The sequence below is a fragment of the Clostridium homopropionicum DSM 5847 genome, from assembly GCF_001263795.1.
In the GTDB taxonomy this organism is placed as follows: Bacteria; Bacillota; Clostridia; order Clostridiales; family Clostridiaceae; genus Clostridium_H; species Clostridium_H homopropionicum.
Genome location: NZ_LHUR01000016.1, coordinates 16,805 through 28,353, shown reverse-complemented (window position 1 = coordinate 28,353; position 11,549 = coordinate 16,805). Strand labels below are relative to the sequence as shown.

Here is an 11,549-nt window from a genome sequence, read left to right as displayed (position 1 = left end):
AATTTCTTTAGAAATATTCGACATAAAAAAACACTCCTTCTTGTATATATTTGGTATTTATTTATCCAAATTCTTGCCAAGAAAGAGTGCTTTTTATTCACTTTACACAAAAATTTTTACAGGCTCTTTAGTATTATTAAACCATTCGATAGTTGCTTTGCTGTGCTCTTCGAGAATCTTAATCTTTACTTGCTCATGCAGCCATCCTAAAGTTTTATTATTCAGATACTGCCTCATTTTATCTTCTCTACACTCAATTATTAAGTTGTGAACTACATTTTAAAATAAACTATTTATTACACATATTTATAAAATACTTATGTATCGCTAAGTTGTTTGTTAATTCCGGATGAAATGATGTTGCTAGCATATTGCCTTGCCTTACTGCTACAATATTATTATTTACCTTACATATTATTTGAACATTGGATCCTGTACTTACAATATAAGGTGCCCTTATAAATACTAAAGGGATGGGTTCTTCTGAAAACTCATCTATCTTTTTTTCTATTGAAAAGCTATTAATTTGAGTCCCGTAAGCATTTCTCATAACAGTTATATCCATTGTCTGCAGATGTCTAGCTTCATCATTTTCAATATTCTTTGCCAGCAGTATCATACCGGCACAAGTTCCCCAAACAGGAAACCCGTTTATTATCTTCTCTCTAAGCTTATGAAAGATACCAGTTTTCTTTAATAGTATTCCCATAGTTGTACTTTCTCCACCAGGAAGAATAAGTCCATCTACCTCATCTAATTCTTCAGCCTTTCGCAGCTCAGTTGCTTCACAGCCAAGAGATTTTAAATGATCAATATGCTCTTTTACTCCTCCCTGAAGTGCTAGAACAGCTATTTTCACTTTTACCAGCCTCTTTCTTCAAATTTAGTATCTATTTCACTGCAATTTATTCCAACCATTGGTTCTCCAATGTCTTCTGATATTTCAGCCAGAATCTTAGGATCATTATAGTATGTTGCAGCCATAACTATAGCTTTTGCTCTCTTTTCTGGATCTCCTGATTTAAATATTCCTGACCCAACAAATACACCTTCTGCTCCAAGTTTTATCATAAGTGCTGCATCAGCTGGTGTAGCAACTCCACCTGCAGCGAAGTTAACTACTGGTAACTTACCATTTTCCCAAACATATTCTATAAGGTGATAAGGCGCTCCCAATTCCTTAGCTAAAGTCATTAATTCATCCTTAGTTGAATTTTTAACTCTTCTTATTTCATCCATTATGCTTCTCATATGTTTAACAGCTTGAACTATATCTCCTGTTCCTGCTTCTCCTTTAGTTCTTATCATAGCTGCCCCTTCCCCAATTCGCCTTAAAGCTTCACCTAAATTTCTTGCCCCACATACAAAAGGGACCTTAAAGCCTGTTTTATCTATGTGATACTTGTCATCTGCATATGCTAAAACTTCACTTTCATCTATAAAATCAATTCCTATTGCTTCTAATATTTCAGCTTCTACGAAATGTCCTATTCTAACCTTTGCCATAACTGGTATAGAGACAGCATTTTGTATTTCTTTTATCATCTTAGGATCAGACATCCTAGCAACTCCGCCCTCTTTTCTAATGTCTGCCGGTACTTTCTCAAGTGCCATAACTGCACACGCCCCCGCCTTTTCTGCAATGATAGCTTGATTAGCATTTACTACGTCCATGATTACTCCGCCTTTAAGCATTTGAGCTAAGTTCTTGTTTAATTCATATTTTTGCATATATGTAACCCCCAGTTTTTTATTCTTATGCTTATTATATTGTATATTAAATAACTTTCAAATGTATCGATACAATTCCGATGTTTTTATCACTGCTAACATTAAAGCAAGTGGAATTTGCAATCACTGGTACAATGGGCAGTGTCTATAAGGAAGCAATGCGAAAGAACAGAAAAGACAGTCAATAGACGGCTAATGTATTATAAATTTAAACTGTATTGACAAAACATCTTCCAACAGCTATAATATGAATGAATATATTATTTTTCATTCATATTATGGTTGCAAATTTGGAGGTATACTCGTGGAAGATAAAAAGGCGTTGATTTACGATTGTGCGAAGGAACTGTTCAGCGCAAAGGGATTTAAGGATACCAACATTTCGGAAATCACAAAAAAAGCCGGGATGGCCGTTGGAACATTTTATAACTACTATCCATCTAAAGAAAAGCTCTTTATGGACATTTTTCTGGAGGAAAACGCAAAGCTGAAACAAGCGTGCTTTCAGTCGCTTGACCTAGACCAGAACCCTCTTGCTGTAGTAGGACAAATGCTTAAACTAAATGTAGAGGGAACAAAGGCAAACCCTATTCTGCGAGAATGGTACAACAGGAGCGTCTTTGAAAAGCTGGAGCAAGTCTATCGTGAAGAAAACGGCGTTGATACCGTGGATTTTCTATATGACAGCTTTTTGGAACTCATAACGCTTTGGCAGAAGCAAGGAAAAATGCGAAAAGACATAGACAGTAAAATGATTATGATGATTTTCGCAGCAATTATAAATGTTGATACGCACAAGGAGGAAATCGGGCTTGAATACTTTCCAGAGCTTTTACTTCTCATGACGGAGCTTATTATGAAAAGCCTGATGGACTGCTCCGAATACTAAAAACGGAGCAGTATTTTTTAAATCGCAAAATGAACGAACTAATTTAAGTTCATTCATAACATTAATTTAAGGAGGTTTTTTAATGGAAAGCAAGCAGAACATAAAACCTATTAAGCCCAAAGGTATTCGCATTGAAATCACCGAGAACGGCGTTTTGACTACCAATGTGCGTGTTCCGTATTTCGTCGTGAAAATGGGGATGAAATTTGGACAAATGGCGGCCGACAGCTCAAAAAAGAAAGGAAGTGTCGAAGATGAACTGGAACGGCTCAAGGATGTTGATATGGATGCCATTTTTGAAGCACTCAACAGCGGTGAACTGACGCTTCCTTGCCTGTTAGTGGAGGTTGACGAGCCGGATAAAAACCAGCATGTGAAAATCACTCTGGAATAAGGTGTTTATTGTATATTTTATGAGGATTGGAGGTATGTAAATGGCAGTTTCTAAAACAGGTAGAAGGAAGGTCAAAATCTGGTTTGTCCTTTTGATTATTATAGGTGTAGCTGTGTTGGGAACAGCGATTGCACTTCTCGCGGATGCCCCGGGACGCCAGGAACTTCAAACGCTTGCCATCGGGAATATTGACTTCACAAAGCTACAGGATGGAACCTATGTAGGGGAATATAACGGAGCCAAAGGAGATTCCAGAAATGCGACTGTAGAAGTAATCATATCTGGCGGTAAAATTACAGAGATAAACATACTTAAAGGCGCCATAGACAGTGATGGAAACCCTGCGGAATTGATAGATGGGATGACAATAGGCGATTTGTTCAAAAGGGTTATTGAATCGAAAGCATTACAGGTGGATGCGATCAGCGGAGCAACCCTTACCTCCAAAGCCCACCTGAAAGCACTGGAAAATGCGCTAATACAAGCGCAGAAACAATAATTAGGGAGGTTTCAGATGGATATTGCAATTGTTTCTTATTCTTACACAGGGAATAATGATGTTCTTGCTGAATGCGTAGCAAGGGACTTATCGGCAAAGCACATCAAAATCACAGTACAAAAGCCCATGACAATGGGGACTATCATAGTGGATATGGTTTTTGCCCGGACACCAAAGGTACATCCAGATCCGGATTCTCTCAGGCAGTACGATTTAATCCTCTTTTGCGCTCCTGTCTGGATGGGGCATGTAGCTTCTCCGCTTCGGACGTATTTCCGCTATTTAAAATCAAACCCACAATCATATGGTTTCCTTTCCATCAGCGGTGGGGCTGATGGTGAAAATCCAAAGCTATACAGGGAACTTTTGAAACGAACGGGAGCAAAGCCTGTTATCGTGCTTGACCAACACATAAAGGATTTAATTTCTCTAAATTCAAATCCAACTCGCAAAGATACTTCCGCATACAAAATCAGTGAAATGGAGGCAAAGCGACTTTCAGCTGCGGCAATAAAAGAAATAAACAAGCTTTCTATACATGGTTAAGCTCAACAGAAAGATGCTTTAAAAACTGTCGGCCGACAAACAATAACTGCCTGTTGCTTATAGGGTATCTTTCTACTATACTGGATTTATAATTGAATTAATCTATTACACAACTGATATAAAAACTCTTACCTGTAATCTAGTACAAGTAAGAGTTTTAGTATATTCTCCTTATCTTATTGACAAAATGACTTTATAGTCATATAATGTGACTATAAAGTCATATGACTCATAAGTCACGTTAATTACATGCGAAAGGGGCTATAGGATGCCAAAAGAAACATTTTTTAATCTTAATGAAGAAAAACAAGAGAAAGTAATGAGAGCTGCAATAAGTCAATTTTCCATGCACGGTTTTGAAAAAGGCAACATAGGGGATATAGCAAAGAATGCAGGAGTGGCAAAAGGAAGCATGTATCAGTACTTTGAGAATAAAAAGGAACTTTTCTTATATTGCGTTCAGTGGTCCTCAGAATTATTTATAAAGAAATATACCCGGTTTGTGGATTTACCAGACAAGACCACTAACTTTTTCGATTATCTGTACGAATCTTCAAAAACACTTTTTGTTCAGATGAGGGAAGAAAAGGATTTAGTTATTTTTCTTCAGGATGTTTTTCTGGGAAAATACAAAAGTCTAATGAACGAATCTATAGAATATATGCAAAAGATATCAGATGAATACATGCTTCAGTTTATACGTCAAGGTAAGGAAAATGGGTACATTAGAAAAGATATAGATGATAAGTTACTTTGTCTATTTGCCACAGCAGTATCCTATAAGTTTAAGGAATATGCACTGAATAAGGCAAGAGCACTAGGAGAGGATATATTGGATGAACCTTTTGAAGCATTTGAAACCGAATATAAAGCCATGATTGAATTAATGAAAAATGGAATGATGGGATAATGGAGGGAAATAAAATGTTCTTAAAAGTAGAAAATTTAAAGAAAAGCTATAATACAGGTGATGTAACCACCATGGTTCTAAAAGGTGCTGGAATAAATTTAGACAAGGGTGAAATTGGAGTAATACTTGGACCTTCTGGTTCAGGAAAGTCGACACTTCTTAATATTATAGGAGGAATTGACAGATGCGACTCAGGTACGGTTTCAGTTGATAACATTGAGGTAACAAAACTAACCGACGATAGGCTGACAGACTTTAGAAGAGAAAATATAGGATTCATATTTCAATTTTATAACCTAATCCCTAATTTAACTGTAGGAGAAAATATAGAAGTTGTCTCTAACATAAGCAAAAATCCACTAAACACTGATGAGGTTTTAAAGGCTGTAAGTATGCTTGATAAAAAACATAGATTCCCAAGAGAACTAAGCGGTGGAGAGCAGCAAAGAGTTTCCATTGCAAGGGCAATAGTCAAAAATCCAAAGCTCTTATTGTGTGACGAGCCAACAGGCGCTCTAGACTTTTCAACCTCGAGAGATATATTAAAGCTTCTTGAAAATATCAATAAGGAATTTGGCACAACCATACTAATGATAACCCATAACACTGCAATCAGTGAAATGGCAAATAAGGTTTTTAAGATTAGAAGTGGAGAAGTCGTAGAAAGCATAGTTAATAAGACAACAATACCTGCGGAAAGGATTGAGTGGTAATGATAATTAATAAAAAGATAAAAAGAACTATGCTAGAAAGTAAATCTCAGTACTTTGGTTCCTTAGTACTTATTATTTTTAGCTGCCTGCTTTTTACAATGTTTAACTTAGTCTCAATCAATCTTACAGGACTATCATCTTCCTTTGAAAAAAATTATAAGCAAGAAGATGCAAGTTTTATGACTAGCCAAAAAATAAATAACACTGAAGCCTTAGAATCAAAGTTTAATATGAGTATAGAGGAAACAAAATCCATTGATTACTCAATATCAGAAGACAAAACTCTAAGAATATTCAGTGAAAATATAAAAGTTAATATACCTGCTATAATTAAAGGCAATGCTCTAAGTACTGGTGATATTCTTATTGATCCATCCTATGCAAAAGCTAATAAATTAAATATTGGAAACAGCATAAAAATTTACAATAAGAATTATACCATATCGGGTTTTATGTCACTTCCAAACTATATTTATCCATTAAAATCAGAATCCGATATCATGAATGATCCAAATAGTTTTGGAGTAGCAGTAATAAGTAAAGAAGATTTTAATAGTTTAAATAGAGGAAACAGTGCTTATGCAATAAGATTTAATGACGATAGAAGCAATATAGACAACAAAATATCTGAGTTTAAGGACTATCTAAGAAGTGAGAATATAATTATTATTAACTGGATGAACGTAACTGACAACCCAAGAGTAACCTATTTTACAGCAAAGCTTTCTGGTATAGAAAAGATGAGTTCTTCTATGCCTATAGCCATACTACTGCTTACCTGCATCTTAACAGGTATAGTTATGCTTAGAATGCTAAAGAAGGAAGCTGTTATTACAGGAACTCTTTATGCACTAGGCTACAGAAAAAGAGAGATCATGAGACATTATCTTTTATATCCTATGTTCATTTCACTTTTAGGTGGGATTTTAGGGACTGTGCTTGGAATTCTAACCTTAAGACCTATGATGAACTATTATGTTTCATTCTTTAATATTCCTGTAGGCTCTTTAAGTTTTAATGTACCATTTATTATAATAAGTATTTTACTGCCAATATTCTTTTTAACAGTATGCAGCTATTTTGTGGTTAACAAATCCCTTAAAAGTTCACCTGTTGACCTTATGAGAGGCGGAAAAGAAAAGGATAAGGTCGGTTTCTTAGAAAGAAAAGTAAATCTTGAAAGATTCAGATTTTCAACTAAATTTAAAATTAGAGAGCAGCTTAGAAGCATACCACGAAGCTTATTTCTTCTACTTGGAATAATAATGGCCACCATGCTTTTGCAAGTAGGCTTTGCAGCAAAGAGCTCCATGGACTCCTTACTTAGAGATTCATTTAGCGAATCATTTAAATATAATTACCATTACGTGTTCAACTCTATTCAAAATGGTAAGCCTGCAAAAGGAGAAGCTTTCATGGAGATCCCATTTTCAATGAAAACGGACAATAAAACTACTTTTACTGTGTATGGTGTAAATCCAGCTTCTCAGTACATTAACTTTAAGGATAAATCAGGCAATATATTGAAATCTGACAAAGTTATTATTACAAAACCTTTGGCTGATAAATTTAATATAAAATCAGGAGATACGATAAAGATTACAAATAGATTGGACTCAAAAGAATATAGCATAACAGTTGATGGTATCGCAGAAACTTTTGTAGGACAATATATCTATTTACCACTTGATCAGCTTAACGATATGTTAGGTTTCCCTTCTAGAAGCTATATTGGATTATGGAGCACTGAAAAAATAGATATTCCAGAAAATAAATTATTAGCAACAGTAACAGTGGATGATATGAAAAAAGCATTTGATACAATGACAAAGCCGCTCCAAGCAATAATTGGGAGTATAGCCTTTATGTCCTTTATAATCGGTCTTATTGTAATATATGTTGTTACTTCTCTTACTATAGAGGAGAATAAGGACAATATTTCCCTTATGAAGGTTCTGGGCTATAGGAAAAAAGAAGTTTATTCTCTAATTTTAAATAGCTCCAGCTTTATAGTAGTACTTGGCTATATTATGGGAGTCCCTCTCCTTCTTGCATCCTTAGGCGCATTGTTCAAATCAATGACAAAAGATATGAGCATATCCTTCCCTGTAACTATAGATTACATCTATGTTCTAATAGGTTTCGTCATTATTTACTTAACCTTTGAACTGTCAAAGTTGTTAAGTAGAAGTAAGATAAATAGAATTTCTATGGCTGAAGCCTTAAAATCTAGAATGGAATAAAATCATTTATTAAAGCCAACCTCTCGTATAAAAAGAGGTTGGCTTTATGCAATATACTAATTCATCTAATAATATGGAATTAATGCAATTAAATTAATCTTTTTTATTTTCATCTCAATCTAGTTTTCTCACAGTAGGAACCAAATAACAAATTATTGCAATAACGATAATAAGCACACCTGATATAAAAAACCAATGGTTTACGCCAATTTTATCGGTAAAGGCTCCAGAAAGGATTAAGCCAATAGGCATAGCAAGTGATATGATACTTCCTGTAAGAGAAAAAACTCGGCCTAAATATTCTGGTTTTATTTTTTCTTGAAAAAGAGCCATTTGAATACCGCTGTAAAATGGAACAGAAAGTCCCATTATCCCACAACATATGATAAATATAATAAACCCTTGTGATGGGAGAAGCCCTGAAACTGTCAAACTGAAACCCATCAATAAAATAGAAGCAGACATTAAAATAATTCGTTTCTTATATCCACCCAATAATCCTAACAACAGACCTCCTGTCAACATACCGACAGCATAGGCAATCTCAGTAATTGAAGCATGTGTAGGTGTTCCATTAAAATACCCCATACTCATAAGTGGGTAAAGAGCATTTATTGGCATATATACTAACATGTACAGCGTACCTATTAAAAGTAGGTCAAATAATCCTTTATTTTCTTTTATAGCAGCAAATCCGTCTTTCATCTCTTCTCTGAAAGATTTTTTAAATTGCTGATGCTCTGTTTTCAATTTTGGAACAGGTACAAAGACTACTGCTGTACAGGCTATTACAGCACCTAATACATCAAGGATTATAATTAAATTCAAATCCCAAACAGAATATAGAAAGGCTGCAATAGCGGGACTTACAATATAACTGATGGATTGCAGTGCCTGGCTGTAACCGGCACATTTGGTTAACCAATCTTCCGGTACTAGAAGGGGAGTTACAGCACTTAGAGCGGGAGAATGAAAGGCTGTCCCAATACTTCGTATAAACAATACTGCCATAACCATCCAAACTGGTAGTTCCGTATAAAAGGCAATAAGAACCAATACTGCACCGGCTGCAGCAATAATTAAATCAGCACCAATCATAATTTTCTTTCTGTTATGACGGTCAACCAATACACCAATGGCAGGTCCAAAGACCGCATATGGCATAAAGCCAACCAATGAAGCCATTGACAATACCATGGCTGATTGAGTTTTCTCAGTAAGGTAAAAAATAATCGCCATTTGAAGAACGGCACTAGTGATAAGCGAAACCGCCTGCCCCATCCATATAATAAAAAAAGTTTGTTTCCATTTCGAAGTTTGTTTTGTCATATCTATTCTCTCCTTGCACCTTTTATTGTTGTTTGATTGTGATTTTTGGCAATAAAAAATGCAGACTAAAATCCACAATGGGAACTTTAGTCTGCATAGCAACGTTAAAAAGACATAGTGAAAAACCGTATAACCTCAAAGGGTTACACCTCACCCGTATCCATGTCCTAATTCGCAAAATAAGCATAACAAAAAAGCCAACCATTGTGGATGTTTTTACTACTTTTTTATTGCCAGCTTATCTTAAACGAATTGAATACATAGATACAATGTCCTCCTTTTATTCATTAAATTTTAAGTCATTCTATCATATATAATTTATTTCTGTCAATATTTCAACTAATGTATACTATTGTCTATCTAAATACTAATGTAAAGCTCATGCCATCTCTTTCGCATTCTGCAAAAATTTCTCCATCCATCTTTTCCATTATATGCTTGCATATATAAAGCCCTAGCCCATTTCCTGGCTTATCTTTTGCATTACTAGCTCTATAAAAGCTATCAAAAATATGATTGAATTCATTTTGACTTATTATTTCTCCACTATTGAATATTTTAATAAGTTGGCAATAATCCTCTTCATAAAGAGATATTCTTATTATCTTACCATCACCGTACTTAAAGGCATTTTCTATGATATTTCCTATAACTTCAAGAGCTCTATCAAAATCACCTTTAACTAGTTTATTACTGTAGTCTTCAACAAAAAAATCTATCATTTTTAAACTGCATTTTTCTTTATAAGTTACTATTACTCTATCAATTAAATTCTTTAAATAAAATTCACTATTCTTAACTTCAATTTCAAGAATATCTTCACTTGATGTTTTTACTATTTCTTTTACGAAGTTTTCTATTTCTAGTGACTTTTCTTGTATTTGCTTTGCTGCTAATACCTTCTTTTCATTAGTATCGTAAACCTCTTCTTCTATCGCTTTGGCATAAAGCTTTATTGTATTTAAAGGTGTTTTTATATCATGAGAAATTGAAAGCATTAACAGCTTCTTTTCCTTTTCGAGCTTAAGCTCTTTTATTTTATGATAATCCAAATTTTCTCTAAGTACATTAATTCCCCAAACAAACTTACCAAAATATCTATTTTTATTTTCTTTAATATCTTCTTTAAGATTACCTTTTGATAATTGATAAGGCATTTCACTTAGAATATTAAAAGGTTTGAGAATTGAATTTCTAACATACAATAGAACTGAAATTATTATTACTGCAAAGATAAATAGCACAAATTCTACTTTTAACAAAATACTGTTATCTGAATTTAAGCCTACATAATTAAATCTTAAATAACCTAATAATTTGTTTCCATCATACCAAGGTTTAATTTCGTACTCTAATCCATTTGCACTTTTATAAAATTCATCAATATCATCTTTGCTTGTCGCTGGAGACTCAGGTAAAAATGATACTGATTTTATAAATTTATAGGAAGCTAAATCAGGCTTAGTAAAGGATCCTCCCTCTGCTAAGCCTAAAAATATTCTGTTTATTTCTACTTTGTATTCACTGCTTGATTTATTATCCATTCCTTTAAACAAGATAGGCAGCCAAAGCGAAGCTATTAAATAAATAGCTATAACTATAGCCATTACTTTGTCAAATTTCTTCATACTTATATCCTACCCCCCAAAGAGTCACAATCCGTTTTGGCTTTTTAGGATTATCTTCAATCTTATCCCTTAGCATCTTTATATGAACAGTTAGTGTTTGATCTTCACTAAAACTGTCTGCTCCCCAAATTTTATTGAATATATAATCCTTTCTTAAGGTTTTACCGGGATTTTCTACTAGTAGAAGTAATAGTTCAAACTCCTTTGAAGTTACGTTTAATAGCTTTCCATTAAGATACACTTCATTTGCCTCTTTATTAATTGAAATAGCACCTGAATTTATAATGGTACGTTTTGCTTTAAGCTCATAGTTTCTTTTCATCAATGCTGAAATCTTCGCACTTAAAATATCAACGTCTACTGGCTTTTCAATATAATCGTCAGCGCCAAGCGTAAAGCCATTAATCTTGTCCTCTTTATCAACCTTTGCACTCATTATTATAATTGGTGTATTATGGTTCTTTCTAATGCTGGAGCACACTGTAAAACCATCTATACCAGGAAGCATTATATCTAAAATCACAATCTTAAAAGCTTCCTTTTCAAGAAATTCTAGCGCTTTTTCCCCACTATCTACATTTATTATGCTAAAGCCATCCTTTTTTAAAAAAGTACAAATTAAATCTGCAAGCTCTAAATTATCCTCTACTAGAAGCAAATCTACCAT

General features: G+C 34.1%; 13 protein-coding genes. 7 read left to right on the top strand and 6 right to left on the bottom strand.

Annotation, left to right across the window (positions count from 1 at the left end):
• Window positions 1-102: 102 nt before the first annotated feature.
• The 3 genes from CLHOM_RS18785 to pdxS are packed head-to-tail and all read right to left on the bottom strand — an operon-like array spanning window position 103 to window position 1,731.
• Window positions 103-237, bottom strand: a complete 135-nt coding sequence (locus tag CLHOM_RS18785; RefSeq protein WP_278321721.1) for a hypothetical protein — start codon at window positions 235-237, stop codon at window positions 103-105.
• A gap of 52 nt (window positions 238-289) precedes the next feature.
• Entirely contained in the window at window positions 290-859 is a 570-nt protein-coding gene (gene pdxT, locus CLHOM_RS06210; protein WP_052220837.1) for a pyridoxal 5'-phosphate synthase glutaminase subunit PdxT, read from the bottom strand.
• A 2-nt stretch (window positions 860-861) separates the two neighbouring features.
• The gene (pdxS, locus tag CLHOM_RS06205) at window positions 862-1,731 is read right to left on the bottom strand and encodes a pyridoxal 5'-phosphate synthase lyase subunit PdxS (RefSeq protein ID WP_052220836.1); all 870 of its coding nucleotides are present in this window, start codon (window positions 1,729-1,731) and stop codon (window positions 862-864) included.
• Window positions 1,732-2,035: 304 nt separating this feature from the next.
• Here pdxS and CLHOM_RS06200 point away from each other — a divergent pair, with 304 nt between their 5' ends.
• The 7 genes from CLHOM_RS06200 (at window position 2,036) to CLHOM_RS06170 (ending at window position 7,925) form a co-directional block, all read left to right on the top strand.
• Window positions 2,036-2,620, top strand: a complete 585-nt coding sequence (locus CLHOM_RS06200; RefSeq protein WP_052220835.1) for a TetR/AcrR family transcriptional regulator — start codon at window positions 2,036-2,038, stop codon at window positions 2,618-2,620.
• Window positions 2,621-2,702: 82 nt separating this feature from the next.
• Window positions 2,703-3,014: a hypothetical protein gene (locus CLHOM_RS06195; RefSeq protein WP_052220834.1), complete on the top strand. Its 312-nt coding sequence runs from the start codon at window positions 2,703-2,705 to the stop codon at window positions 3,012-3,014.
• Between the two features lie 40 nt (window positions 3,015-3,054).
• Window positions 3,055-3,513: an FMN-binding protein gene (locus tag CLHOM_RS06190; protein WP_052220833.1), complete on the top strand. Its 459-nt coding sequence runs from the start codon at window positions 3,055-3,057 to the stop codon at window positions 3,511-3,513.
• Window positions 3,514-3,528: 15 nt separating this feature from the next.
• Entirely contained in the window at window positions 3,529-4,059 is a 531-nt protein-coding gene (locus tag CLHOM_RS06185) for a flavodoxin family protein (protein ID WP_052220832.1), read from the top strand.
• 268 nt (window positions 4,060-4,327) lie between these two features.
• Entirely contained in the window at window positions 4,328-4,969 is a 642-nt protein-coding gene (locus CLHOM_RS06180; protein ID WP_052220831.1) for a TetR/AcrR family transcriptional regulator, read from the top strand.
• Window positions 4,970-4,983: 14 nt separating this feature from the next.
• The gene (locus CLHOM_RS06175; RefSeq protein ID WP_052220830.1) at window positions 4,984-5,682 is read left to right on the top strand and encodes an ABC transporter ATP-binding protein; all 699 of its coding nucleotides are present in this window, start codon (window positions 4,984-4,986) and stop codon (window positions 5,680-5,682) included.
• Window positions 5,682-7,925, top strand: coding sequence for an ABC transporter permease (locus tag CLHOM_RS06170; protein WP_052220829.1), 2,244 nt, complete (start codon window positions 5,682-5,684; stop codon window positions 7,923-7,925). Before CLHOM_RS06175 ends, CLHOM_RS06170 begins: the two co-directional genes overlap by 1 nt.
• Before the next feature lie 114 nt (window positions 7,926-8,039).
• Here the strand turns inward: CLHOM_RS06170 and mef(A) are convergent, their stop codons facing one another.
• The 3 genes from mef(A) to CLHOM_RS06155 all read right to left on the bottom strand — a co-directional run bounded on the left by mef(A) (window position 8,040) and on the right by CLHOM_RS06155 (window position 11,549).
• Window positions 8,040-9,254, bottom strand: coding sequence for a macrolide efflux MFS transporter Mef(A) (gene mef(A), locus CLHOM_RS06165; RefSeq protein ID WP_052220828.1), 1,215 nt, complete (start codon window positions 9,252-9,254; stop codon window positions 8,040-8,042).
• Between the two features lie 356 nt (window positions 9,255-9,610).
• Window positions 9,611-10,882: a sensor histidine kinase gene (locus CLHOM_RS06160; protein ID WP_052220827.1), complete on the bottom strand. Its 1,272-nt coding sequence runs from the start codon at window positions 10,880-10,882 to the stop codon at window positions 9,611-9,613.
• On the bottom strand, window positions 10,869-11,549 hold the full coding sequence (locus CLHOM_RS06155; RefSeq protein WP_052220826.1) for a response regulator transcription factor: 681 nt from the start codon (window positions 11,547-11,549) through the stop codon (window positions 10,869-10,871). Before CLHOM_RS06155 ends, CLHOM_RS06160 begins: the two co-directional genes overlap by 14 nt.

What these genes read in the sequence shown, in the direction of transcription:
- CLHOM_RS06155 (WP_052220826.1), bottom strand. Translation starts at nt 11,549, where the DNA reads ATGGTAGATTTGCTTCTAGTAGAGGATAATTTAGAGCTTGCAGATTTA.
- CLHOM_RS06175 (WP_052220830.1), top strand. Translation starts at nt 4,984, where the DNA reads ATGTTCTTAAAAGTAGAAAATTTAAAGAAAAGCTATAATACAGGTGAT.
- pdxS (WP_052220836.1), bottom strand. Translation starts at nt 1,731, where the DNA reads ATGCAAAAATATGAATTAAACAAGAACTTAGCTCAAATGCTTAAAGGC.
- CLHOM_RS06195 (WP_052220834.1), top strand. Translation starts at nt 2,703, where the DNA reads ATGGAAAGCAAGCAGAACATAAAACCTATTAAGCCCAAAGGTATTCGC.
- CLHOM_RS06160 (WP_052220827.1), bottom strand. Translation starts at nt 10,882, where the DNA reads ATGAAGAAATTTGACAAAGTAATGGCTATAGTTATAGCTATTTATTTA.
- CLHOM_RS06180 (WP_052220831.1), top strand. Translation starts at nt 4,328, where the DNA reads ATGCCAAAAGAAACATTTTTTAATCTTAATGAAGAAAAACAAGAGAAA.
- CLHOM_RS06190 (WP_052220833.1), top strand. Translation starts at nt 3,055, where the DNA reads ATGGCAGTTTCTAAAACAGGTAGAAGGAAGGTCAAAATCTGGTTTGTC.
- CLHOM_RS18785 (WP_278321721.1), bottom strand. Translation starts at nt 237, where the DNA reads ATGAGGCAGTATCTGAATAATAAAACTTTAGGATGGCTGCATGAGCAA.
- CLHOM_RS06185 (WP_052220832.1), top strand. Translation starts at nt 3,529, where the DNA reads ATGGATATTGCAATTGTTTCTTATTCTTACACAGGGAATAATGATGTT.
- CLHOM_RS06170 (WP_052220829.1), top strand. Translation starts at nt 5,682, where the DNA reads ATGATAATTAATAAAAAGATAAAAAGAACTATGCTAGAAAGTAAATCT.